Source organism: Rhizobium sp. X9 (assembly GCF_018873185.1).
In the GTDB taxonomy this organism is placed as follows: Bacteria; Pseudomonadota; Alphaproteobacteria; order Rhizobiales; family Rhizobiaceae; genus Agrobacterium; species Agrobacterium oryzihabitans.
This window is the reverse complement of record NZ_CP071312.1, coordinates 2,164,542-2,189,107: the sequence shown is the minus strand read 5'-3', so window position 1 is coordinate 2,189,107 and position 24,566 is coordinate 2,164,542. Positions and strand designations below refer to the sequence as shown.

The window sequence follows — 24,566 nt, the reverse complement described above, 5'->3', positions numbered from 1 at the left end:
AGCATTTACGAGATCGGCCTTTTTTAGAATGCCGTTGCTTCCCTCATCTCTGTGCTTGTCACAGAGATCCAGCCAGGCCAAGTCTTTGGGCTGAAAAGGCCCCTCTCGCCGCGCAGACGCGCGTCGGCTGGATTCCTGTGACAAGCACAGGAATGAGGGAGTTGGGATGGACCCAATGCGAGAAAGTCCTGCGTGGAGTTCTTGAGCACCTGCCGACATAGGTGAAGATATGGCTGCAGCGGCATTCGAACCGTTGTCACGATGGCCGAATGCCGCGCCCCGTCAGACCCGCTCGAGCGCCACGGCGATGCCCTGCCCGACGCCGATGCACATGGTGGAAAGCGCATAACGCTTGCCGGTCAGCGAAAGCTCCAGCGCTGCGGTGCCGGCAATGCGGGCACCGGACATGCCGAGCGGATGGCCGAGTGCAATCGCGCCGCCGTTCGCATTCACCCGCGCATCGTCATCGGCAATGCCGAGTTGGCGAAGCGTTGCGAGACCCTGGCTGGCGAAAGCTTCGTTCAGCTCGATCAGGTCAAGCTGTTCCTGTTTCAGACCAAGCCGCGCCAGGAGCTTGGCCGAGGCCGGAGCCGGGCCGATGCCCATGACGCGCGGCGGAACGCCGGCAGTTGCCCCGCCGAGAATGCGGGCAATCGGCGTCAGGCCGTATTTCTTCGCGGCCTCAGCCGAAGCGATGATGAGCGCCGCCGCACCGTCGTTGACGCCCGATGCATTGCCCGCCGTCACCGTTGCGCCGTCGCGCTTGTTCACCGGCTTGAGCTTAGCGAGCGATTCGAGGCTGGTGGCGCGCGGATGTTCGTCTTTCGACACCACCAGCGGATCGCCCTTGCGCTGCGGGATCGTTACCGAGACGATTTCCTTATCGAGGCGACCATTGGCCTGCGCTTCAGCGGCCTTATTCTGGCTGCGAACGGCAAAGGCATCCTGATCCTCGCGGGAGACCTGATAGTCAACGGCGACGTTATCGCCCGTCTCCGGCATGGAATCGACGCCATATTGCGCCTTCATCAGCGGGTTGACGAAACGCCAGCCGATGGTCGTGTCGTACATTTCGGCATTGCGCGAAAAGGCGCTTTCCGCCTTCGGCAGGACGAAGGGTGCACGGCTCATGCTTTCCACGCCGCCGGCAATCATCAGCTCCGCCTCGCCCGATTTGATGGCGCGGGCAGCGGCAATGACGGCATCCATGCCCGAGCCACATAGCCGGTTGATGGTGGTTCCGGTGACAGAAACCGGCAGGCCGGCCAGCAGCAGAGACATGCGCGCGACATTGCGGTTGTCCTCGCCCGCCTGATTGGCGCAGCCGAAGATCACGTCCTCGACGGCCTCCCAATCGACGGATGGATTACGCTCGACAAGCGCCTTCAGCGGCACCGCGCCGAGGTCATCGGCCCGCACGGAGGAAAGCGCGCCGCCAAAACGGCCAATCGGCGTGCGGATATAGTCGCAGATGAATGCATCGGTCATCGGTTTTTCCTCACAGTTCCGGGGCGACAAGATCGGCGACTTCGTCGTCAACATGGAGAGGCGCGCCGGTCATGGCCTGCAATTCATCGAAGCTCATCGCCGCCAGTTTTTCACGCAGCACGAAACGGCCATCCACCACGTCGATCACCGCATGGCTGGTATAGATGCGGGTGATGCAGCCGACGCCGGTCAGCGGAAAGGCGCATTTTTCAACGAGCTTCGGTTCGCCGTTCTTGGTCACATGTTCGGTGATGACGAAGACCTGCTTGGCGCCATGCACCAGATCCATGGCGCCGCCGACGGCCGGCACGCCTTTGGAGCCGACGCGCCAATTGGCGAGATCGCCGTTTTGCGCTACCTGATAGGCGCCGAGGATAGCCACATCCAGATGCCCGCCGCGCACCATGGCGAAGCTGTCGGCATGGTGGAAGAAGGAAGCGCCGGGTTTCAGCGTCACGGCCTTCTTGCCGGCATTGATGAGGTTCCAGTCTTCCTCGCCTTCCGGCGGCGCCTCACCGAAATTCAGGATGCCGTTTTCGGTGTGGAAAATGGCCTGACGGCCGGGCGGCTGGTAACGCGCCACCATTTCGGGAAAGCCGATGCCGAGATTGACATAAGCGCCGTCCTCGATGTCCTGCGCGGCGCGCCAGGCGATCTGGGCGTTGGAAAGTTTGATATCGTCGCGGGTGTCGATTGTCTGGGTCATGCGTAGGCTACTCCCGCGCGAATGAGGACTTCTTCCTGTTGCGGATCGGGGATTTCCACGACGCCGTTCACGAAAATGCCGGGGGTGACGACATGCTCCGGGTCGATCTCGCCGGCTTCGACGATCTTCGAGACCTGGGCGATGGTGGTTTTCGCGGCCATGCACATCAGCGGGTTAAAATTGCGGCCCGCCTTGTTGTAGGTGAGGTTGCCATAGGTATCGCCGAGCTCGGCCTTCACGATGGCGAAATCCGCCTTCAGCCAGCGTTCCTGCACGTAAGACCGGCCGTCGAATTCGGCGATGGGCTTGCCATTGGCAAGCTCGGTGCCGAAGGCGGTCGGGGTGTAGAACGCCGGAATGCCGGCGCCGCCGGCGCGGATGCGCTCGGCAAGCGTGCCCTGCGGCACCAGTTCCAGCTCGATTTCACCGGCCAGATACCTGTCGGTAAAAGCGCGGGGGTCTGACGAGCGCGGGAAGGAGCAGATCATCTTCCTGACCATGCCGGCATCGATCATGGCGGCAATGCCGATGCGGCCGTTACCCGCATTGTTGTTGATGACCGTCAGATTTTTCGGTCCCCTGTCGATCAGCGCGTGGATCAGCTCGATGGGCGCGCCGGAGCCGCCAAAACCGCCGATCATCACCGTCGCGCCATCGCCGATACCGGAAATGGCCTCGGCCGCGCTGTTGATTGTCTTGTCCATGTCAAACCTCCATCCAGCCGAGCGGATGGAACCGCCAAGGCTGCGTGGCCCCAGAGGTAAATCCGAAACCGGCTCGACGGCAAGGATTTTGTGCGTTATATGATTTTTGTTCGTATATCGCACAAATGGAGCCGCGACATGGCCGTCAATGAAAGAGACATGATGGGCGGCCTCGCCAAGGGACTGAAGGTTATCGAAGCCTTCAGCGCCGAGCGTCCGCGCCTCTCCATTTCCGATGCGGCTGATATTGCAGGCCTTGACCGCGCCACCACGCGGCGTTGCCTGCTGACGCTTTCAGAGCTGGGTTACGCCGCCTATGACGGCAAGTTCTTCACCGTGACACCCAAGGTTCTGCGGCTCGGCACCGGCTGCCTCGCCACCATGCCGCTGCCGCGCATCGTCCAGCCGCTGCTGGATCGTCTGTCGGAAGAGATCGGCCAGAGCACCTCCGTCTCCATTCTGGATGAAACTGAAATCGTCTATGTGGCGCGCGCCGCCCAGCAGCGGGTCATGTCCATCGCGCTCATGCCCGGTTCGCGCCTGCCCGCCTATTGCACGTCGATGGGCCGCGTTCTCCTCTCGGTTCAAACGCCGGAGCGGCAGCGCGAGGTTCTGGAAAACTCGAAGCTGGTGGCGCGCACGGAAAAGACGATCATTGCCGTCGATGCCCTGCTTGCCGAAATCGAGGCGACCGGCAATCGCGGTTATGCCCTGATTGATCAGGAGGTGGAGGTTGGCCTCCGTTCCATCGCCGTGCCGGTAAAAACCGTGCGCGGGCAGACGGTCGCAGCGCTCAATGTCGGGCTTGCCGCCTCCGTCACCTCGATGGACGATCTGGTGGAACGTTATCTGCCAGCACTTCTCGCCGTTCAGCGGGAGCTGGGAAGAATGCTTGTCTGAGGCAGCATCTGCCGCATGCCGGAATCCCCCATTTTCCGCTGCTCCGCAAGCCGCCAGGCGCGGGGCGTCATGCCGGTTTCCCGCTTGAAAAAGCGATTGAAATAAGCGGGATCGGCGAAACCGAGACCTTCCGCGATCATCTGCACGGTGGAGACCGTAAAGATCAGCTCCTGCTGGGCGATCTCGATCTGGCGCCTGGCGACGAGCCGTTGCAGGCTGAGGCCACAAACGGAACGGACGAGGCGGTTGAGATGCGTCTCGGAAAGGCCGAGCTTCTGCGCATAAAATTCCGCCTTGCGCGGCTCGCGAATATGCCTAGCGATCAACGACAGCAATAATTCGAAGCGACGTTCCGCAAGCCCTTCACCAGAACTTGCCATCAGGGGCCGCATCACCCGCGCCAGAAGCGTGACGACGGAGGCCAGCTGACCTTCGATCATGGCGTCGCGGCCGATTTCGCGGGCCTCATATTCCCCGGAAATATGTTCGAAGCCGCTGCGCAGCCGATCGCCATCCGTGAAGCCCTGCAATGGCAACAGGACCGGCTGCTGGAAATTCCTGAGCAGCAGCGCCTGCACGGATGCAGGAAGGGCACCGGGCAGCACCGTGACGATCACCCCGCCAATATCACGCGAAAACCGAAAGCCGTGTTCGAAACCCGGCGGCACGACAATGGCCACCGGCGGGCGGATGGCCTCGATGCGGCCGTCCAGCAGCGCATCGCCCTCGCCGCCCCAAATGTACAAGATTTGCAGAAACGCCGAATGGCGATGAAGACCGATTTCGAAGCGATGCAGGCTGCTTCGCGAAAAAAGCGTCTCGCAATGAAAACGAAAATCAGTGCCTTGTAGCGCTTCTTCGCCATATAGCCCTTCACTGGCCACAACCCGCATATGAACCCGCCTCCCAGCATCGTGGTCGAATTGTGCAATTTACGGATCAGAAAGTCCATTGAGCTTGTGAGCCGCCTTGGTCAATTTCCTGACAGGAGACAATTCCGGGAGGAAACAATGCGCACAAAAGTCGTCATCATCGGGTCCGGCCCCTCAGGCCTGCTTCTCGGCCAGCTGCTTGCCAAAGAAGGCATCGGCACCGTCATTCTCGACCGCGCCGGCAAGGACTATATCCTCGGCCGCGTCCGCGCCGGCGTGCTGGAAGAAGGCACGGTGCACCTTCTGGAAAAGGTTGGCGCTGATAAACGCCTGCATAGGGAGGGCCTGCCGCATGATGGTTTTTCGCTGACCTTCGACGGGCGCGATCACCGTGTGGACCTCTTCGACCTGACCGGCGGCAAACGCGTGATGGTCTATGGCCAGACCGAGGTGACGCATGACCTGATGGATGTGCGCGAAAAGGCGGGGCTCTCGACGATCTATGAGGCAGCGAATGTCGAGCCGCATGATTTCGATGGCGCCAGCCCCTATGTCACCTATGAGAAAGACGGCGTAACCCACCGGATCGATTGTGATTTTATTGCCGGCTGCGATGGTTTCCACGGCGTCAGCCGCAAATCGGTGCCTCAGGGCGCGATCAAGGAATTCGAGAAGGTCTATCCTTTCGGCTGGCTCGGCATTCTGGCAGAAGTGCCGCCCGTCAGCCACGAACTCATCTATGCCAACCATCCGCGCGGTTTTGCACTCTGTTCCATGCGCTCGCACACCCGCAGCCGTTATTACCTGCAATGTTCGCTGGAAGACCGGCCGGAGGACTGGAGCGACGAACGGTTCTGGGATGAAATCCGCCGCCGCCTGCCGGAAAACCATGCCGATGCCCTGGTAACGGGACCCTCGTTTGAAAAATCCATCGCGCCGCTTCGGTCCTTCGTCTGCGAACCGATGCGTTTCGGGCGGCTGTTTCTGGCCGGCGATGCCGCCCATATAGTGCCGCCGACAGGCGCAAAGGGCCTAAACCTCGCCGCCAGCGACGTGCATTATCTGAGCGAAGCGCTGATCGAATTTTACGGCGAAGGGTCAGAGGCGGGCATCGATTCCTATTCGCAGAAGGCGCTCTCCCGTGTGTGGAAGGCCGTCCGTTTTTCCTGGTGGATGACGACGATGATGCATCGTTTCCCAGATACCGGCGACTTCGGCCAGCGCATTCAGGAAGCGGAACTCGATTACCTCGTCCACTCCCGCGCCGCATCCACGGCACTTGGGGAGAATTATGTCGGGCTTCCTTATTAGGAGGTCCAGGCCGACAAAGCCGTATAAGACAGAGCAGCTTGTTAATCTGTAGCATTTCCGTCTCCGTCACCCCGGACCTGATCCGGGGTCCAGCGCGATCAAGTCCTTGATCGCGGAAGACTCTTTTCACGGCGCAGACGCGCCGTGGCTGGATTCCGGCTCAAGGCCGGAATGACGGCGAGGGATTGCTCGGACTTTGTCATCAGCCTTTGTTTGCTTCTCAGGAGGTCGCTTCCGATTTCGGTTCCAGCAACTCACTCGCGGTTTCGCGGATGGCCTGCATCAGCAGCGACAGCGGCAATGACGGCTGGGTATCGGCCCTGACCGTCAGCCCGACCGGCCCGCTGGTATCGCCGGTATCAACCGGCAGGATTGCCAGAATGCCGTCTGCCACGTCAGCGGCGATCACGCCTTCCGAAATGATCCAGACGGCATCGCTGGTGCGCAGATACGCCCGGCCGAAAGCATCCGATACCGTTTCGATGCGGATTGGCAGGGCTGGCACACCATTGGCGATCAGGAATTGCTCGACGATGGGGCCGATCACCGATTGCCGTGTCGGCATCAGCACGGGAAACTCGTGAAGCCGGTCGAAGATCGAAACGCCGTAAGCGAGCAGCGGATGGCCCGCGCGCACCACGAAACGCACTTTTTCGGAATAAAGATGCTCGAAGGAGAAGCCCGTCATTTTCTGCGGCGCGGCCAGACGCCCGACGACGAGGTCCAGATCGCCGACCCGCAACTGTTCCAGCAGCACCGCGTTTTCACCGGTAACGATCTTGACCGGGCTGCCGGTTTTTTCCGCGAGAAACCCCGCCATCGCCTTGGGCATGATCCGGACTGAAACAGTCGGCAATGCGCCGACCCGGACGGGAGGACCGGCGCGTGCGGCCTCCTGCGAGACCGAATCAACCGCCTGCCGCAGCGCCGTCATCGTCGCGCCCGCATGGCGCAGGAACACTTCGCCATAACGGCTGATGCGGATGCCGCGTCCTTCGCGATCAAACAGCGAGACACCGAGGATTTCCTCCAGTTCGCGGATGGTTTTCGTCACCGCCGGCTGGCTGACATGCAGGATTTCGGCGGCGCGGATGACGCTTTTCTGGCGCGCCACCTCCACGAAGGTTTGCAGGTGCCGGAACTTGATACGTTGATCGACCATCGCTCATATAATCCATGGGTTATGATTTTCATCGATAATGTCATTTTACTTAACCGGAACGCGCTTGCAATATCCTCGGCAGGAGGAGCACATCATGCATTTTCTGCGCTGTGGCGAAAACGCGATCCATTACCGTGCGCACGGATTGGAAAGCGGCAAGCCGGTCATCGCCTTCATTAATTCGCTGGGCACCGACTTCCGCATCTGGGATGCGGTGATCGAAACGCTTGGCGATGATTATGCCTTCATCCTGCACGACAAGCGCGGCCACGGGCTTTCCGATGTCGGGCACGCGCCCTATTCGATAGACGATCATGCCGGCGACCTGATCGCGCTTCTCGATCATCTCGGCGTCAAAAGCGCGATCATCTGGGGATTGTCGGTCGGCGGCCTGATCGCCCAGGGGCTTTATGCCCGCCGTCCCGATCTCGTCCGCGCCCTGATACTCAGCAATACCGCCCACAAAATCGGCACCGCCGAGATGTGGAATGCCCGCATCGACAAGATCGCCGCTGACGGCCTTGGCTCGCTGGTCGATCCTGTCATGGAGCGCTGGTTCACGCCCGCCTTCCGCCGGCCGGACAATGCCGCATATAGTGGCGCGCGCAATATGCTGTCGCAACAGCCGGAAGCCGGTTACAGCGGCACCTGCGCCGCTATTCGTGATGCGGATTTCACGAAAGAGGCAGGCCGCATCGCTGTTCCGACACTGTGTGTGGCGGGCGATCAGGACGGTTCGACCCCGCCCGCGCTGGTTCGGTCGCTGGCGGATATCATTCCCGCCGGCCGCTTCGTCACCATCGGCAGCTGCGGCCACATCCCCTGCCTTGAACAGCCGCTCGCCTACACACAGGCGGCCTCAATTTTTCTGAAGACCTTGCCGGAGCACTGACAGATGGCGGAAAATATCGACAAGAACGACAGATTTGAGCAGGGCATGAAAACCCGCCGCGCCGTGCTCGGCGATGCCCATGTGGATCGCGCGCAGACGGTAACGACCGGGTTCGACCAGCCTTTCCAGCAGCTCATCACTGAAGCGGCGTGGGGCTCGGTCTGGTCCGGCAACCACTGGACGAAGCGCGAGCGTTCGATGGTCACCATCGCCCTGCTTGCCGCGCTGGGCCAGGATGAAGAGCTTGCCATGCATGTGCGCGCCACCATCAATACCGGGGCTACAGAGGCGGATATTCGCGAGGCGCTGCTGCATGTGGCGATCTATGCCGGCGTGCCCGCCGCCAACCACGCTTTCAAGATCGCCAAGCTTGCCCTGACCAGCATGAAAGCCGATAGTTCCCCTGATAATTCTGACGATGGGGAGGAGACGAAATGAGCAACCAAGCGCCCGAGACAGGGCCGTTCTTCGCACGCGACCGCGATATTCATCCGCTACCCTATGCGCCGGGTTACAAGACCTCGATCCTGCGCTCGCCGCAGCGTGCGCTGATTTCGCTTGAAGGTACAAAAAGCGAAATCACCGGCCCCGTCTTCGGGCATGGCATGCTGAACGAGCTGGATAATGATCTCATCCTCAATTACGCCCGCCCCGGCGAAATGCCTGTTGGCCCGCGCCTCCTCGTGCATGGCCGGGTGCTGGACGAGCGCGGCCGCGGTGTGGATGGCGCGCTGGTGGAATTCTGGCAGGCCAATGCCGGCGGGCGCTACCGCCACAAGAAAGAAAGCTATCTTGCCGCCATCGATCCGAATTTCGGCGGCGTCGGCCGCACGATCACGGACGAGAATGGTTATTACTGGTTCAAGACCATCCAGCCGGGTGCTTACCCCTGGCCGAACGGCGTCAATGACTGGCGGCCCGCCCATATCCATTTCTCGGTCTTCGGCCATGGTTTCGCCCAGCGGCTGATCACCCAGATGTATTTTGAGGGCGATCCGCTGATCTGGAAATGTCCGATCGTCAGAACCATACCGGATGAAGATGCGATCAGAAGACTGATCGCGCCGCTGGACATGAATGCGACGCTGCCCATGGACATGCTGGCCTATAAGTTCGACATCGTTCTGCGTGGTCGCCGCTCGACCATGTTCGAAAACCGCATGGAGGGCAACTGATCATGGTCCAGTCCCTCGGTTATCTCAAGGAAACCGCCTCGCAGACGGCGGGCCCCTATGTGCATATCGGCTGCACTCCCAATTTCGTCGGCATCGAAGGCGTATTCGAAAAGGATCTCGGCTCCGGTGCGCTCTATAACGACAAGGCCCGCGGCGAGCGCATCAGCGTGCGCGGCACGGTTTATGACGGCGCTGGCATGCCGCTGAAGGACGCCCTGATCGAGATCTGGCAGGCGGATACGGACGGTTATTACAACAGCCCGAGCGAAACGCGCGGCAAGGCCGATCCGAATTTCATCGGCTGGGGCCGCTCGCCGGGCGACATGGACACCGGCGAATTCATTTTCGAAACGATCAAGCCGGGCACGGTGCCGTTCCGGGATGGCCGGCCGATGGCGCCGCACATCACCTTCTGGATCGTGGCGCGTGGCATCAATATCGGCCTGCAGACCCGCATGTATTTTCCCGAGGAAGAGACGGCCAATGCGGCCGACCCGGTTCTTGCCCGCGTCGAGCAGAAAAGCCGCATCACCACGCTTGTTGCCAGGAAGGAAGAGGGAAACATCTATCGTTTCGATATTCGTCTTCAGGGCGAAGGCGAGACGGTGTTTTTCGATATCTGAGCGAAAGCGAAACCTGAAATGAGCCTTTCCCCCTTCGAACATCCGTTTCTCTCCGGCCTTTTCGGCGACAGCGAGATCGTCGAGCTGTTTTCGGCGAGAGCGGATATCGACGCCATGGTCCGTTTCGAAAAGGCCCTGGCGCAGGCGGAAGCGCAGGCTGGCATCTTTGCGGATGACGTGGCGGAAGCCATCGTTTCGGGGCTTTCAGAATTTGCCGCCGATATGACCGCACTTCGCCATGGCGTCGCAAAGGACGGCGTCGTGGTTCCGGAACTCATACGGCAGATGCGGGCGGCGGTCGCCGGTCAGGCGGCGGACAAGCTGCATTTCGGCGCGACCAGCCAGGATGTCATCGATACCAGCCTGATGCTGCGGCTGAAGATGGCGGCGGAAATCATCGCTACCCGCCTTGGCCACCTCATCGATACGCTCGGGGACCTTGCCTCCCGCGACGGCCATAACCGGCTGACGGGCTATACCCGCATGCAGGCCGCCATCGACATTACCGTTGCCGATCGGGCGGCGAGCTGGACCAATCCGCTCGAGCGACATCTGCTGCGGCTCGAAACCTTTGTGCAGAATGGCTTTGCCCTCCAGTTCGGCGGCGCTGCCGGCACGCTGGAAAAACTCGGCGACAACGCCGGCGCGGTCCGCGCCGATCTCGCAAAGCGGCTTGGCCTTGCCGACAGACCGCAATGGCACAGCCAGCGGGACGGTATCGCCGAATTTGCCAATCTGCTGTCACTCGTCACGGGAACGCTCGGCAAGTTCGGGCAGGACATTGCGCTCATGGCCGAACTCGGCACGCAGATCCGCCTCTCCGGCGGCGGCGGTTCATCGGCCATGCCTCACAAGCAGAACCCGGTCAATGCGGAAACGCTGGTGACGCTTTCGCGCTTCAACGCCGTGCAGATTTCGGTACTGCACCAGTCCCTCATCCACGAACAGGAACGGTCCGGTGCGGCATGGATGCTGGAATGGCTGTCGCTTCCGCAAATGGTGGCGGCAACGGGAGCCTCGCTGCTGATCGCCGAACGGCTCGCCGGGCAGATTGACAGGCTGGGAGCTGACGAAAACTAGCCGGAAGGCCGGATGGTTTTTACTAGAAGACAGTTTCTCGGACGTTTTCGTGGCGGAGCCGAGGCAGCGTCGCCGCGCGTCTAAATTGCTTGCGCTGTTTCGCTTTAGCTATTGATATAAAACAACTTTCTTAAAAGAAGAAAACGAAGAAAAAACCGCTTTGAAGCCGTTTTTAACCGGACACGGCGCTTGACACAAAAATGAACTAACTGGTACAAACATTCACGTTAAAGCCTGCCAGGAAAGAAGAATAAGAGCTTCCGTGGCGGGACGAGACAAATGGAGGGCTTTGGGGCCACAGGGCTTCCAAGGCGATGCGAACAAGGCGAAACGCCTGTTCGGACCCGAATGGGTTTGGGAGGAAGAATGTCTTACAGTCTCGATTTTTCGGCGGTCATAGACCGCCTGCCCGAGCTGCTTTTGGCCTGTCTTGCGACGATCGGCCTTGCTATTGCCGGCATGTCGCTCGCAACCGTCATCGGGGTTCTCGGTGTCGTTGCCCGCCGCTCGCGGTATAAGCTGCTGCGCGGCCTGGTCATCGGCTTTGTCGAGGCCATCCGCAACACGCCGTTTCTGGTGCAGATATTCTTCATCTTCTTCGCGCTGCCGCAGATCGGCATCAAGCTCAACCCCACCGTCACCGCCATCATTGCGCTGGCTCTGAACGGCGGCGCCTATGCCATTGAAATCATTCGTGGCGGCGTGGATTCCATTCCCAAGGGCCAGGTGGAAGCGGGCCTCGCGCTCGGCCTGCACCGGTCGCAGATATTCCGCCATATCATTCTGAAGCCGGCGCTGCGCGCGGTTTATCCGTCGCTGACCAGCCAGTTCATCATGCTGACGCTGACCACCTCGGTCTGCACCTCGATTGCCGCTTATGAGCTGACCTCAGTGGCCCAGAAGATCGAGGCGGACACTTTCCGGTCGTTCGAGGTCTATTTCTCGATCACGCTGCTTTATCTGGTCATTTCCTCGCTGATGATGGGCGTCTTCTCGCTCGTCTCCCGCGCGTCGTTCAGCTATCCGGTCAAGTGAGGAAAAGACAATGGAAACCATCGGTCCCAACCAACTCTTCTTCCTTCTGCAAGGTCTGAAATGGACGCTTGCGCTGACCGTGATCGGCTTCATCGGCGGCGGTGTCTTCGGCCTTTGCGTGGCGCTTGCCCGCGTTGCCGATAATGCCATGATCCAGCGCGCCAGCACCGGCTATATCGCCGTCTTCCAGGGCACACCGCTCCTGATGCAGCTTTTCGTCGTTTATTACGGCGTGGCGCTGGCTGGCCTCAATGTCGACGCCTGGATTGCCGTCGCCATCGCATTCACGCTGCATGCCAGCGCCTTTCTCGGTGAAATTTGGCGGGGCGGCATCCAGGCCGTGCCGAAGGGCCAGACGGAAGCCGCCAATGCGCTCGGCCTGCATTATGTTTCCCGCATGAAGGATGTGATCCTGCCGCAGGCCTTCAAGATTTCGCTGCCCGCCACCATCGGTTTTCTGGTGCAGCTCATCAAGGGCACCTCGCTTGCGGCCATCGTCGGCTTCGTTGAGCTGTCCCGCGCCGGCCAGATCGTCTCCAACCAGACATTCCGCCCGCTCACCGTCTTCGCCATCGTCGGCATCATGTATTTCCTGATCTGCTGGCCGCTTTCCCTGTGGGGCGCCGGCGTCGAAAAGCGGCTGCAGGCCGCGTCCCGCTAAACGTCACTACCATCTCATCAGCTTTGTAAGGAGGAGCAAAAGATGAAAGCCAGGACTATGAAATTCTCACGTCGCACCCTGCTCGCGCTTGCCGCGGCAACGGTCGCCCTGCCCTTTGTCGCGCCGGTCGATGCTTTCGCCGGCACGGTGGAAGAGGCCAAGGCCAAGGGCAAGGTCGTCATCGGCATTCAAGGCGACAATTCGCCTTGGGGCTTCGTCAATTCGAGCGGCGTGCAGGACGGTCTCGATGCCGATATCGGCAAGGCCTTTGCCGATTATCTCGGCGTCAAGGCGGAGTTCGTGCCGCTTGCCGTGGCAAACCGCATTCCGGCTCTTCTGACCGGCAAGGTGGACCTGCTTTTCGCAACCATGGGCATGACCGCCGAGCGCGCCAAGACCATCCAGTATTCCAAGCCCTATGCCGGTAACGTTCTCTCCGTCTACGGACCGAAAGACAAGAAGATCGCCGGCTATGACGATCTGACCGGCGTTGCCGTTGGCGTGCCGAAGTCGAGCGCCATGGATACCTCGATCACCGCAGGTGCGGGCTCGAAGGCCAATATCCTGCGCTTTGATGATGACGCCGCCAATATTCAGGCGCTCATCTCCGGCCAGGTCGAAGTTGTCGGCGGCAACCAGTTTTATGGCGACCGCCTGAACAAGGCGGCCGAGGGCAAATACGAGCCGAAGTTCGATCTGACGACGCTTTATAACGGCGCCGGCACCCGTCCGGGTGAAAAGGACTGGAACGAGACCGTCAACGCCTTCCTCGACAAGATCAAGTCCGACGGTCAGCTGACCAAAATCTACGACAAGTGGATGAAGCGCGAAGTTCCGGCCTTCCCGGACAGCCTGCCTGACATCCCGTTCACCGTGAAGTAAGCAGGAGGTTTCCATGCCGCAATCCGCCACTGCCGAGGTTCCGCTTATCGCCCTTCAAGGGGTTGGAAAGTGGTATGGAGCCTTCCATGCGCTTAAGAATGTCAACATGACGGTTCGCAAGGGTGAGAAAATCGTCCTTTGCGGCCCGTCGGGTTCGGGAAAATCCACCCTGATCCGCTGCATCAACCATCTGGAGGAAATCCAGGAGGGCAAGATCACGGTGGAAGGGACCACGCTTTCGGATTCCAGCCGCGCCATCGATGCGGTTCGCCGCGAGGTGGGCATGGTGTTCCAGAGCTTCAATCTCTTCCCCCACAAGACCATCATGGAAAACTGCACGCTGGCGCCCATGCGCGTGAAGGGCCTGTCGAAAGCAGATGCGGAGGCGACGGCGCGCAAATATCTCGAGCGCGTGCGCATTCTCAATCAGGCCGATAAATATCCAGCCCAGCTTTCCGGCGGACAGCAGCAGCGCGCGGCGATTGCCCGGGCGCTCTGCATGGAGCCGAAAGCCATGCTGTTCGATGAGCCGACTTCGGCGCTCGATCCGGAAATGGTGAAGGAAGTGCTCGACACCATGATCGGCCTTGCCCGCGATGGCATGACGATGATCTGCGTCACCCATGAAATGGGTTTTGCCCGGCAGGTGGCCGACCGCGTCGTCTTCATGTCGGAAGGCGAGATCATCGAGGAAGGTCCGCCGGAAGAATTCTTCAGCGACCCCAAGCACCAGCGTACCCGCACCTTCCTCGGCGAGATTCTCGCCCACCACTGAGGTTCCATATCTGCCCTCAGACCTGTGGCGACCTCTCTGCATACACCACGTCATCCTCGGGTTTAACCCGAGGACGAGGTGACGAAGGAGAGGTTTCAAAACCTCGCCAGCAACCTGAAGGCAGGCGGAGCCCGCCCCGAACCGACGAACGACACCGGATCATGACAGAAGCAAACTCCTTCAAGGTCGGCCTGATTGGCGCCGACATACAGCTTTCCAAGTCGCCGGCGCTGCACATGCGCGAGGGTGCGGCCCACGGGCTCGACTATTCCTACGAGCTTGTCGACGTGACCCCCCGAAAACTGCCGACAAGCGCTCTTCCCGATCTGCTCGATGAACTGGAAGCGCGCGGCTTTGCCGGAACCAACATCACCCATCCCTTCAAGCAGGCGGTCATTGCCCATCTGGATGAATTGTCTGACGATGCCCGCATGCTCGGTGCGGTCAACACCGTCGTCTTCCGGGACGGCCGTCGCATCGGTCACAATACCGACTGGTACGGTTTTTACGAGAGCTTCGTGCGCGGCTTGCCGGATGCGAAGCGGGATCGCGCGCTGCTCGTCGGCGCGGGTGGGGCGGGCGTTGCGGTGGCCCATGCCGCGCTGAAGCTCGACATCGCCCGCCTCGACATCTTCGACCGCGAGTTTGAAAGGGCCGAACGACTGGCTCTGGAGCTCAATGCCCGTTTCGGCGAAGGCCGCGCCTTTGCCGTTCAAGACCCGGCTGCCTCCCTGCCCTTTGCCGATGGCCTCATCCATGCGACGCCGATGGGCATGCCCGCCCATCCCGGCATGCCTGTTGCAGCCGATCTCATCGAGCAGCGGCACTGGGTAGCCGATATCGTCTATATGCCGCTCGTCACAGAACTTCTGGCGACGGCGGCGAAAAAGGGCTGTCGCACCCTGCCCGGCGGCGGCATGACCGTGTTCCAGGCCGTCGGCGCATTCCGCCTCTTCTGCGGCCGCGAGCCGGATGCGGAACGCATGACGGCGCATTTCACTGAACTGTGCATGGCGGAGGGTGTGGCATGAGCCTTTTTACTGTTTTGAACGGACCCAATCTCAACCTGCTCGGCCAGCGCCAGCCGGAAATCTACGGCCATGAAACCATGGCCGATGTGGAAGCCAACTGCCGTGGGATAACGGATGCCACCGGCCATGAGCTGTTCTTTGCCCAGAGCAACCGCGAATATGAGCTGATCGACTGGATTCACGCAGCGCGGGGCAAATCATCGGGCATCGTCATCAATCCCGGTGCCTTTACCCATACGTCGGTGGCGATTCTCGATGCGCTGAATGCCTTCGAAGCGCCGGTAATAGAGGTTCACATTTCCAACATCCACAAACGCGAGGTCTTCCGCCATCATTCCTACGTCTCGACGCGCGCCGAAGGCGTGATCGCCGGTCTCGGCATCGAAGGTTACGAGGTGGCGCTGCGCCATCTCATCAACCGTCTTTCCCGTTCTTCGTGATATGGCCGGGCGTCAGTACATAACGCAACACCATGTCGCTGACATGCCGCGACAATGTTTCCTGCCCCTTATCGGTAAACAGGCCGTCGCCGAAGATGAACGAGAAGGTCGCGACGTTCGAGACATTGAAGAAGGACAGCGCACTGATCTGCCAGTGCAGTTCCAGCGCGTCGATGCCGTTACGGAAGATGCCGCGCTTCTGGCCGCGCAGCAGCACGCCTTCCAGCGCATCGATGGCCGGCCGGTTGAGCTGGCGGATCGTTTCGGACGTTTGCATGTGACGCCCGTGATGGATGTTCTCGATCATCACCATTCTTATGAAAGCCGGATTGCGGCGGTGATGGTCGAAGGTGAACCGACAGAGCTTGTCGAGTGCCGCAATCGGCTCAAGGCCATCCAGTTCCAGGTCGCTCTCGCCGCCACGCACCTTGGCGTAAGCTTCCTCAAGAACGCGCTGGTAAAGCCCTTCCTTGTCGGCAAAATAATAATAGATCATCCGCTTGGAGGTGCGCGTGCGGGCCGCGATCTCATCGATGCGCGCGCCAGACAGTCCGTTTTGCGAAAACTCCTCCATCGCGACCGAAAGAATGTCGCGACGCACCCCTTCCGGATCGCGCTTCGCCTGTCGGATTTCGCCGGTGCCGTTCGAAGTTGCGCTTTTTGCCATGATCCATCCATTCGCAGGGCGGGCGGCTTGCGGCCGCACCCTTACTATTAACCAATCAGTACATAACGCTGAAAAGGAACGCAATATGGCCAGCGACAACAGAGGCAAACAGAGCATGCCAATGCGGACATCCATCGCGACCGTCTCCATCAGCGGCGAATTTCCCGAAAAACTGGCGGCCATCGCCAAGGCCGGTTTCAGCGGCGTGGAGATTTTCGAAAACGATTTCCTGACCTATGACGCTTCCCCACGCGAGGTAAAGGCGCTTGTCGCCGATCACGGGCTGGATATCACCCTTTTCCAGCCTTTCCGCGATTTTGAAGGCATGCCGGAGCCGCACCGCGCCCGCGCCTTCGAGCGTGCCGAACGGAAATTCGACATCATGGGCGAACTCGGCACCGATCTGATGCTGATCTGCTCCAACGTGTCGCCCGTATCGCTCGGCGGCATCGACCGCGCCGCCGCCGATTTCCATCAACTTGGGGAACTTGCGGCAAAACACGGCGTGCGTGTCGGTTACGAGGCTTTAGCCTGGGGTCGCCACATCAGCGATCACCGTGACGCGTGGGAAGTAGTTCGCCGCGCCGATCACGCCAATGTCGGCATCATTCTCGACAGTTTCCACACGCTGTCGCGCAAGATAGATCCCAACTCGATCCGCTCCATTCCCGGCGACAAGATTTTCATCGTGCAGCTGGCCGATGCGCCGCTGATCGACATGGACCTGCTCTACTGGAGCCGTCACTTCCGCAACATGCCGGGTGAAGGCGACCTGCCGGTGGTGGATTTCATGCGCGCTGTCGCCGCGACCGGTTATAGCGGCCCGCTGTCGCTCGAAATCTTCAACGACCAGTTTCGCGGCGGCTCGGCCCGCCTGCTTGCCGAAGACGGCCACCGCTCGCTCATCAATCTCATGGACCAGGTGCGCCGGCTTGAACCCGACATCCGCATCGAAGTGCCCGTCATGCCGGAACGGGTCGAGACGCAAGGGGTGGAGTTCGTCGAATTCACCACGGCACCGGAGGAAAAGGCCAATCTGGAGACCTTGCTCGCCACGCTCGGCTTTGAAAAAACCGCAAGGCACCGCAATCGCGACGTCGATCTTTATACGCAGGGCGATATTCGCATCGTCATCAATACCGGCGGCACCGGCGACAGCTTCGCCGGCGCGTCCTATTCCATCCATGGCACCAACGCCTATGCTTTCGGCCTGAAGGTGAATGATGCGCAGGCAGCCCTTGCGCGGGCGGAAGCGCTCGGCGCACCGACCTTTGCAGAGCCGCGAAAATCGGGCGAGGTCGCCGTTCCCGCCATCCAGGGCGTGGGCAACGGCGTCATCTATTTCCTCGACGGTTCGCCGGCACTCGCATCCATATGGGACAAGGAATTCACGCCGACGGAAGGTCAGGCCGGGAAGGGTGATGCCCAGCTGACACGCATCGATCACCTTGCGCAAACAACGCATTACGATGAAATGTTGACCTGGCTTCTGTTCTATACATCGCTGTTTTCGACACGCCGCACGCCGATGGTCGATGTGGTCGATCCGGGCGGCCTGATACGCAGCCAGGCGATCGAAAGCGTGCCGTCGTCGCATTTCCGCCTGACCATGAACGGCGCCGACAATCGCAAGACCTTCGCCGGCAAATTTCTGGCAGAAGGTTTTGGCACCAGCATCCAGCACATCGCCTTTGCCACCGACGATATCTTCGCCACGGCAAGAGCAATGCAGTCACGCGGTTTTCATGCCCTGCCGATCTCGCGCAATTATTACGACGATCTGGAGGCCCGCTTCGGGCTGGCACCGGAATTCTCCGATGCGCTGCGGGAAGCGAGCATCCTCTATGACCGTGACGACAATGGCGAGTATTTCCAGATCTACAGCCGCACCTTCGGCGAGGGTTTCTTTTTCGAAATCATCGAAAGGCGCGGCGCCTATGCCGGTTATGGCGCCATGAACGCCCCCTTCCGCATCGCCGCGCAACGGCGTCTGGCGCCTCCGGTCGGCATGCCGAAGGAATAAGCCTACTCAAGCGTCGTTATATTATAGTCACGCGGAATGGCGGATGTCGCAGCAAACCATTCGGACGCGCGCGTTCGCTGCTGATGAAAGTCAAAGGCGGCGCGATCCACAAAAAGCTCTTCCACGCTCCAGATCAGCGGGTCGTCGGTCTGAGACACGTCAAAGGAAATACAGCCCGGCTCAGCCCTGGTCAGGCGGAGGTGGTCGGGAAGATGGGTTTTCACACATTGAACATCCTCCACCGATGCGCAACGCAGGAAGCCGGATAGCCTGACCGCACCCGTTCTATTCGTCATATATTCTGTATCCTTTATTCACCCTGTAACACGAGCAGCGGTACAATCGCCTACAATTGCGACATCGCGACAAAATTTGCCCGCTTATCCTTCCTCCGTCATCCTCGGCTTGACCCAAGGATACATCGACTTCAACGGGTTATGGATCCTCGGGTCAAGCCCGAGGATGACGTCGAATATATCGGAGCCGTTATCGATCTCCGACACCTCGCTCAAAATAAATGCACTTGCGCATTTGTAGAGCAGTACACAAAAATTGTTCAACACTCTGGACATGATTGTCCGGTTTTGTTAGCTTTTTTGTAAAACAAGGGTGGGGAATACAAGTTCATGCGCATCATCGATTCTGAGGCTGACGCCGGGCATTTTGCCGGCCCCGGTAAGGTTGCCCGTGAGGCTTGGTCGGCAGCGGCAGACGCGCATCGCGCTGATGGCGCGGCCTGAAACACCATGGACTTTGTTTTAACACTCCCATCCTCCGGTACGGCGTTTTATACTGCGCGCCTGCCCCGCACCCCTGCCCCTTCACTATTTCAGATGGCCGCGCCGGCATTGCCGCGCATGCCAAGCCGGAGACGCTGATATGACTGCCGCAAACCGCAACGCCCTCCTCTCGGTCGAAAGCCTGAGCGTTGAGTTCGGCGACAGCCGCGTCGTGGACGATATTTCCTTCACCGTGGAAGCCGGCAGGACGGTGGCGATCGTCGGCGAGTCCGGATCGGGCAAGTCGGTCACCTCGCTCTCGACCATGCGTCTTGCTGATATGATGGGCGCGAATTACCCGGCAGGTCGCATCCTGTTCGAAGGCAGGGACCTGCTGAAGGCCTCGCAGAAGGAGATGCGATCGATCCGCGGCAAGGAGATCGCCATGATCTTCCAGGAGCCGATGACATCGCTGAACCCGGTCTTCACCATCGGTGACCAGATCTGCGAAGTGCTTGTCCTGCACGAGAAAATGGGCAAGGCTGCGGCCATGGCCGAGGCAAAAAAGTTGCTCGACATGGTGCGGTTGCCGGATGCGGCTGAGCTTCTGCACCGTTATCCGCATCAGCTTTCCGGCGGCATGCGCCAGCGCGTGATGATCGCCATGGCGCTTGCCTGTCGGCCGAAGCTCTTGATCGCCGACGAACCGACGACGGCACTTGATGTCACCATTCAGGCGCAGATCCTCAACATCATGCGCGACCTGCAAAAGAAGCTCGGCATGGGCATGGTCTTCATCACCCATGATATGGGCGTGGTGGCGGAAATGGCCGATGACGTCGTCGTCATGTGGAAGGGCAAGAAGGTCGAGGAAGGTCCGGTCAAGGATATCTTCGCCAATCCGCAGCACCCCTATACGCGGGCGCTGCTCTCCGCCGTTCCACGTCTCGGCAGCATGACCGGCGAAGAGTTTCCCAAGCGCCTGCCGCTCACCGTGCTGCAGGATGGCCAGCCGGTCGTGGTTGGCGAGGAACGGGTGCAGAACACCGCGAAATACGACGAGAAGCCGCTGCTTTCCGTTCGCGACCTGTTCGTTCGTTTCGATATTCGCAAGAACCTGTTCGGCAAGGCGACGCACCGTTGCAGCGCCGTGCAGAAGGTCAGCTTTGACATTCATGCCGGCGAGACGCTGGCGCTGGTCGGTGAATCCGGTTCGGGCAAATCCACCATCGGCCGCACCATCCAGCAGCTGCAATCGGCGGTGTCGGGCGAGATATCCTTCAACGGCCGCAGCTATTCTGAGATGTCGGCGGCGGAACGTTTCCGCATGCGGCAGGAAGTCCAATATATCTTCCAGGACCCCTTCGCCTCGCTCGATCCGCGCAAGACGGTTGGCTTCTCGATTGCCGAACCGATCAACACCCATGGTTTGATCAATGATCAGAAGGCCGTACGGCGGCGCGTGGATGAACTGCTGGAACGTGTGGGCCTGAGTTCAGAACATGCATCGCGGTATCCGCACGAATTTTCGGGCGGCCAGCGGCAGCGCGTCTGCATTGCCCGCGCGCTCGCCTCCGATCCGAAGCTCATCATCGCCGACGAAGCGCTGTCGGCGCTTGATGTCTCCATCCAGGCGCAGATCATCAATCTGTTCATGGACCTGCAGGCGGAACGGGGTCTTGCTTACCTGTTCATCAGCCATGACATGGCGGTGGTGGAAAAGATGAGCCACCGTGTCGCCGTGCTTTATCTCGGCCAGATCATGGAAATGGGCAGCCGCCAGCAGGTCTTCGAAACGCCGACGCATGATTATACGCGCCGCCTGCTTTCCGCAGTGCCGGTTGCCGATCCCCTGATCGAGCGCCGCATCGCCATGATCGAGGGCGAAATTCCCAATCCCGTGCGCCGCGTCGGTGATGAGCCCGCCATTCTCGCCCATGAGGAAATCAATCCAGGCCACTTCATCGCGAAGAGCGCCTGAATAACCGCGAAAAAATCGCAACCATCTGAAGAGGAACAGGTAGATGACAAAGATCAAAAAGGGGATGACGGCAACGTTCGTCGCGCTTGCGTTGGCCGGCACGGCCTTCACCGCAGCGCCGGCTTTCGCCGCCGGCAAGATGACCATTTCCAGCCCGCAGGACCCCGGCAGCTGGGATCCGATCGACACCTTCCTCGTGCAATGGGCGGCTGTGGCCACCAACATCTTTGACGGCCTGACCTATCGTGGTCCGGACCTGAAGCTCGTGCCCGGCCTTGCCGAATCCTGGGAAGAGCTGGACGAAGGCAAGCGCATCCGCTTCAAGCTGCGCCAGAACGTCAAGTTCCATAATGGCGAGCCCTTCAACGCCGCTGCCGTCAAGTTCACCTTCGAGCGCCTTCTCGGCGAACAGGGTGCCAAGGGCCCGCAGCGCTCCAACTATGTCGCCATCGAAAGCGTCGACGTCATCGACGATTATACGGTGGACATGAAGCTGAAGGCCCCCGATCCGGTTCTTCTGACCAAGCTTGCCGGTTATGGCGGCATGATTGTTCCGCCGAAATACATTCAGGAAAGGGGTGAGGACAATTTCAACCTCAACCCCGTTGGCACCGGCGCGTTCAAATTCGTTTCCTATGCGCCGAAGACCAATATCAAGCTCGAAGCCAATGCGGATTACTGGGGCGGCGTGCCGAAGCTTTCCGAACTGGAATACCGCTTCATCGCCGAGCCCGCGACCGCCGTTGCAGAACTGCAGGCCGGCCGCGTCGATCTCGTCATTCCGCCCACCATCCCGATCGGCATGATCCCGGTTATCGAAGGCGATTCCAAGCTGGAGATCGTCAGCGTTCCCGGCCCGACGGTGGATGCGCTGCGTTTCAACACCCGTGACGGCATCACCGCCGATCCCAAGGTGCGCAAGGCCATCATCATGGCCGTTGACCGCGGCACGATCGTCAAGTCGATCCTTGCCGGTCAGGCCTCGGAAATCGCCAGCTTCCAGAGCGCGCTGTCCTTCGGTTACGACGCCGATCTGAAGCCGCTGCCTTACGATCCGGAAGGCGCAAAGAAGCTGCTCGCGGAAGCCGGCGTCAAGCCGGGTGCGGCGCTGCAGATCGATATCAGAGGCAACGACGCGACGATGAACGAAGTGGCGCAGGTTATTTCCAGCTACCTGTCCATGGTCGGCATCACCGCGACCATCAAGCCCTATGAAACCAACGTCCTCCTGAACGACATCATCCCGCAGGGCAAGACCGGCGCGATGTTCCAGCAGAAATGGGGCGGCTGGACCTTCGATTACGACAACACGGCCTATTCCATGTACCACTCGGGTGAAAAGTGGAATCCTTACGACAAGGACGAAAAGCTGGACAAGCTCCTGGAATCGCAGCGCCCGCTGACCGACCGTGCCGAGCGCGAAAAGATCCTCAAGGAAGTCGGCGCCTATGCTGCCGAGCGCGCGCTGGAAGTTCCGCTTTACAACACCAATGCCATTTACGGCATCAACAAGCGGGTCAAGGGTTTCGTGGCACCGCCGGATAACCGCCTGAAGCTGACCGACGTCACCGTCGAATAATCAGGCTTATCCTCCCTAAAAGCGCCTTGCCCGCCATTCCGCGGGCAAGGTCGGGTCTCTCTTCAAGGTAAAAAACGTGGCCGGTTTCCTCATCAAGCGATTGCTGCAGGCGATTTTCGTCGTCATCGCCATCACCCTTCTCGTTTCCTTCGCCATTCGCCTCACCGGCGATCCGGCTGTCACCATGTTCCAGGGCGGCGGCAGCATGACGGAAGACGATCTGGCGCGCATTCGTGCGGCGCTTGGAACCGACCGGCCGTTCTTCGTGCAATATTTCAGCTTCCTGAAAGGCCTGGTAACGCTGGATTTCGGCCGCAGCTTCACCGGCAGCACGCCGGTATCGCGGCTCATCGCCGATGCCCTGCCCGCCACGCTGCTTCTCGCCTTCATCTCCATGGCTGTGTCGATTGCGCTTTCCATTCCGCTCGGCATCAAGGCCGCGACCTCGCGCGGCAAGACGGCCGATCAGGTGATCCGCATCTTCTCGCTCGTCGGCCTGTCCTTCCCCAATTTCTGGCTGGCCACCATGCTGGTGCTTTTGTTCTCCATCACGCTCGGCTGGCTGCCGCCAAGCGGCATGGGCGGCTTTGCAAGCTACATCATGCCATCAGTCACCATGGGCGTGATCCTGACCGCCACCAATGTGCGCCTGGTGCGCACGGCCATGCTCGATACGCTGCGCTCGCAATATGTCATGGTGGCGCGCGCCAAGGGCCTCAGCGAAAACAAGGTGCTTTACAAGCATGCGCTGCGTAACTGCGCCATTCCGCTGATTACCTATTTCGGCCTGCAATTCGGCGGGCTTCTGGGCGGCATCGTCGTCATCGAGCGCGTCTTCAACTGGCCGGGTCTCGGCACGCTCGCCTTCGATGCGGTGGGCGCGCGCGACTATCCCGTGCTTCAGGCCGTCATCACCGTGCTGTCGCTGATGATCGTCGGCATCAACCTTCTGGTCGATATCGCCTACGGGCTGGTCGATCCGCGCATCCGCACGGAGTAATTGACGATGGCTGCCAAAACCTCGCGCCTGTCGCGCTTCAACAATCTCGAATTCATCCTCGGCGCCCTGCTTACCGTCGTCATCTGCCTTGCCGTTCTTCTCTCCGACGTGCTGTTTCCGGGCGGTGCCGAAAAGATCGACCTGATGGCGCGCCTTGCCAAGCCCTTCACTAGCGCCGCCCATCCGCTCGGCACCGATCCGCTCGGCCGTGACGTGCTGGCCCGTGTCGTGGCCGGCGGCAAGATTTCGCTGCTCGTCGGTTTCACCTCGGTCATCGGTGCCGTGGTCTTCGGCGTGATCGTCGGTCTGGTCGCCGGTTATTATCGCGGATTCTGGGATATGCTGGTCATGCGCTTTGCCGATATCCAGCTCGCCATGCCCTTCATTCTGCTCGCCATCACCTTCATCGCCATTGTCGGCGGCAGCCTCACCAACACCATCATCCTGCTGATCGTGTCTCAATGGGTGCAATATGCCAGGCTTGTGCGCGGCTCGGTGCTGACGCTTCGCGAACGGGAATTCATCCTGTCCGCCCGCGCCATCGGCGTGAAGGACTGGCGCATCATCCTCCAGCACCTGCTGCCGAACCTGATCGGTCCGGTGATCGTACTGATGACGCTCAACGTCGCCAACAACATTCTCCTGGAAAGCAGTCTCACCTTCCTCGGCCTCGGCGTCGATCCGACCATTCCGAGCTGGGGCGGCATGCTGGCGGATGGCCGCACCTATCTGCAGACGGCATGGTGGGTCAGCGTCTTCCCCGGTCTTGCCATCCTTCTGACCGTGCTTGGCCTCAACCTTCTCGGCGACTGGCTGCGCGACAGCCTCGACCCCACCGGCAGAACCTCGAGGTAACCCAG

25 protein-coding genes are annotated in these 24,566 nt (G+C 60.3%); 18 read left to right on the top strand and 7 right to left on the bottom strand.

Annotated features, from left to right (window positions below; all coding sequences use genetic code 11):
• Positions 1-282: 282 nt before the first annotated feature.
• Genes pcaF through JZY08_RS24890 form a run of 3 tightly spaced genes read right to left on the bottom strand, consistent with a single transcriptional unit; the run spans position 283 to position 2,898 of the window.
• Positions 283-1,488 carry a 3-oxoadipyl-CoA thiolase gene (gene pcaF / locus JZY08_RS24900; RefSeq protein ID WP_216332101.1) on the bottom strand — a complete coding sequence of 402 codons (1,206 nt, stop codon included), beginning with the start codon at positions 1,486-1,488 and terminating at the stop codon, positions 283-285.
• A 10-nt stretch (positions 1,489-1,498) separates the two neighbouring features.
• On the bottom strand, positions 1,499-2,194 hold the full coding sequence (locus JZY08_RS24895; protein WP_216332099.1) for a CoA transferase subunit B: 696 nt from the start codon (positions 2,192-2,194) through the stop codon (positions 1,499-1,501).
• The gene (locus JZY08_RS24890) at positions 2,191-2,898 is read right to left on the bottom strand and encodes a 3-oxoacid CoA-transferase subunit A (protein ID WP_216332097.1); all 708 of its coding nucleotides are present in this window, start codon (positions 2,896-2,898) and stop codon (positions 2,191-2,193) included. Before JZY08_RS24890 ends, JZY08_RS24895 begins: the two co-directional genes overlap by 4 nt.
• A 138-nt stretch (positions 2,899-3,036) precedes the next feature.
• Between JZY08_RS24890 and JZY08_RS24885 the strand changes: the two genes are divergently transcribed.
• Positions 3,037-3,798, top strand: a complete 762-nt coding sequence (locus tag JZY08_RS24885; protein ID WP_216332095.1) for an IclR family transcriptional regulator — start codon at positions 3,037-3,039, stop codon at positions 3,796-3,798.
• Here the strand turns inward: JZY08_RS24885 and JZY08_RS24880 are convergent.
• Entirely contained in the window at positions 3,768-4,691 is a 924-nt protein-coding gene (locus JZY08_RS24880; RefSeq protein ID WP_216332093.1) for a helix-turn-helix domain-containing protein, read from the bottom strand. The two genes, JZY08_RS24885 and JZY08_RS24880, sit on opposite strands and share 31 nt — an antisense overlap.
• A 117-nt stretch (positions 4,692-4,808) precedes the next feature.
• On the opposite strand from JZY08_RS24880, the gene pobA reads away from it, so the two are divergent.
• Complete coding sequence (pobA, locus tag JZY08_RS24875; RefSeq protein ID WP_216332091.1) at positions 4,809-5,981, top strand: 4-hydroxybenzoate 3-monooxygenase; 1,173 nt, start codon at positions 4,809-4,811, stop codon at positions 5,979-5,981.
• 220 nt (positions 5,982-6,201) lie between these two features.
• On the opposite strand, the gene pcaQ is transcribed toward pobA, so the two are convergent.
• A complete protein-coding gene (gene pcaQ / locus JZY08_RS24870) occupies positions 6,202-7,143 on the bottom strand; it encodes a pca operon transcription factor PcaQ (RefSeq protein ID WP_216332089.1) in 942 nt (313 codons plus the stop codon).
• Between the two features lie 94 nt (positions 7,144-7,237).
• Here pcaQ and pcaD point away from each other — a divergent pair, with 94 nt between their 5' ends.
• The 11 genes from pcaD (at position 7,238) to aroQ (ending at position 15,737) form a co-directional block, all read left to right on the top strand.
• Positions 7,238-8,035, top strand: a complete 798-nt coding sequence (gene pcaD, locus JZY08_RS24865) for a 3-oxoadipate enol-lactonase (protein WP_216332087.1) — start codon at positions 7,238-7,240, stop codon at positions 8,033-8,035.
• Between the two features lie 3 nt (positions 8,036-8,038).
• Entirely contained in the window at positions 8,039-8,473 is a 435-nt protein-coding gene (pcaC, locus tag JZY08_RS24860) for a 4-carboxymuconolactone decarboxylase (RefSeq protein WP_216332085.1), read from the top strand.
• On the top strand, positions 8,470-9,210 hold the full coding sequence (pcaH, locus tag JZY08_RS24855; protein WP_216332083.1) for a protocatechuate 3,4-dioxygenase subunit beta: 741 nt from the start codon (positions 8,470-8,472) through the stop codon (positions 9,208-9,210). The genes pcaC and pcaH overlap by 4 nt, the downstream gene beginning before the upstream one ends.
• A gap of 2 nt (positions 9,211-9,212) precedes the next feature.
• Complete coding sequence (gene pcaG / locus JZY08_RS24850; RefSeq protein ID WP_216332081.1) at positions 9,213-9,833, top strand: protocatechuate 3,4-dioxygenase subunit alpha; 621 nt, start codon at positions 9,213-9,215, stop codon at positions 9,831-9,833.
• An 18-nt stretch (positions 9,834-9,851) separates the two neighbouring features.
• On the top strand, positions 9,852-10,913 hold the full coding sequence (locus tag JZY08_RS24845) for a 3-carboxy-cis,cis-muconate cycloisomerase (protein ID WP_216332079.1): 1,062 nt from the start codon (positions 9,852-9,854) through the stop codon (positions 10,911-10,913).
• 366 nt (positions 10,914-11,279) lie between these two features.
• Positions 11,280-11,948 carry an amino acid ABC transporter permease gene (locus JZY08_RS24840; protein ID WP_216332077.1) on the top strand — a complete coding sequence of 223 codons (669 nt, stop codon included), beginning with the start codon at positions 11,280-11,282 and terminating at the stop codon, positions 11,946-11,948.
• A 10-nt stretch (positions 11,949-11,958) separates the two neighbouring features.
• On the top strand, positions 11,959-12,609 hold the full coding sequence (locus JZY08_RS24835) for an amino acid ABC transporter permease (protein ID WP_082184848.1): 651 nt from the start codon (positions 11,959-11,961) through the stop codon (positions 12,607-12,609).
• A 42-nt stretch (positions 12,610-12,651) separates the two neighbouring features.
• Complete coding sequence (locus JZY08_RS24830) at positions 12,652-13,491, top strand: transporter substrate-binding domain-containing protein (protein ID WP_137039661.1); 840 nt, start codon at positions 12,652-12,654, stop codon at positions 13,489-13,491.
• A gap of 13 nt (positions 13,492-13,504) precedes the next feature.
• Positions 13,505-14,266, top strand: coding sequence for an amino acid ABC transporter ATP-binding protein (locus JZY08_RS24825; protein WP_137039660.1), 762 nt, complete (start codon positions 13,505-13,507; stop codon positions 14,264-14,266).
• Positions 14,267-14,427: 161 nt separating this feature from the next.
• Positions 14,428-15,297 (top strand): shikimate dehydrogenase, encoded by an 870-nt coding sequence (locus tag JZY08_RS24820; protein ID WP_216332075.1) that lies wholly within the window; start codon positions 14,428-14,430, stop codon positions 15,295-15,297.
• Positions 15,294-15,737 (top strand): type II 3-dehydroquinate dehydratase, encoded by a 444-nt coding sequence (aroQ, locus tag JZY08_RS24815; RefSeq protein ID WP_216332073.1) that lies wholly within the window; start codon positions 15,294-15,296, stop codon positions 15,735-15,737. The genes JZY08_RS24820 and aroQ overlap by 4 nt, the downstream gene beginning before the upstream one ends.
• Here aroQ and JZY08_RS24810 read toward each other — a convergent pair.
• Positions 15,712-16,404, bottom strand: coding sequence for a TetR/AcrR family transcriptional regulator (locus JZY08_RS24810; RefSeq protein ID WP_216332071.1), 693 nt, complete (start codon positions 16,402-16,404; stop codon positions 15,712-15,714). The two genes, aroQ and JZY08_RS24810, sit on opposite strands and share 26 nt — an antisense overlap.
• A 121-nt stretch (positions 16,405-16,525) precedes the next feature.
• Between JZY08_RS24810 and JZY08_RS24805 the strand changes: the two genes are divergently transcribed.
• Positions 16,526-18,427 (top strand): bifunctional sugar phosphate isomerase/epimerase/4-hydroxyphenylpyruvate dioxygenase family protein, encoded by a 1,902-nt coding sequence (locus JZY08_RS24805; RefSeq protein WP_216333517.1) that lies wholly within the window; start codon positions 16,526-16,528, stop codon positions 18,425-18,427.
• Positions 18,428-18,429: 2 nt separating this feature from the next.
• Here the strand turns inward: JZY08_RS24805 and JZY08_RS24800 are convergent, their stop codons facing one another.
• Positions 18,430-18,723 (bottom strand): putative quinol monooxygenase, encoded by a 294-nt coding sequence (locus tag JZY08_RS24800; protein WP_082184852.1) that lies wholly within the window; start codon positions 18,721-18,723, stop codon positions 18,430-18,432.
• A 583-nt stretch (positions 18,724-19,306) separates the two neighbouring features.
• Here JZY08_RS24800 and JZY08_RS24795 point away from each other — a divergent pair.
• The 4 genes from JZY08_RS24795 (at position 19,307) to JZY08_RS24780 (ending at position 24,561) form a co-directional block, all read left to right on the top strand.
• Entirely contained in the window at positions 19,307-21,127 is a 1,821-nt protein-coding gene (locus JZY08_RS24795) for an ABC transporter ATP-binding protein (protein WP_082184853.1), read from the top strand.
• Positions 21,128-21,170: 43 nt separating this feature from the next.
• Entirely contained in the window at positions 21,171-22,706 is a 1,536-nt protein-coding gene (locus JZY08_RS24790) for an ABC transporter substrate-binding protein (protein WP_216332069.1), read from the top strand.
• A 76-nt stretch (positions 22,707-22,782) separates the two neighbouring features.
• Positions 22,783-23,706, top strand: coding sequence for an ABC transporter permease (locus JZY08_RS24785; protein WP_003499197.1), 924 nt, complete (start codon positions 22,783-22,785; stop codon positions 23,704-23,706).
• Positions 23,707-23,712: 6 nt separating this feature from the next.
• On the top strand, positions 23,713-24,561 hold the full coding sequence (locus JZY08_RS24780; RefSeq protein ID WP_004430999.1) for an ABC transporter permease: 849 nt from the start codon (positions 23,713-23,715) through the stop codon (positions 24,559-24,561).
• The last annotated feature ends 5 nt before the right edge of the window (positions 24,562-24,566 follow it).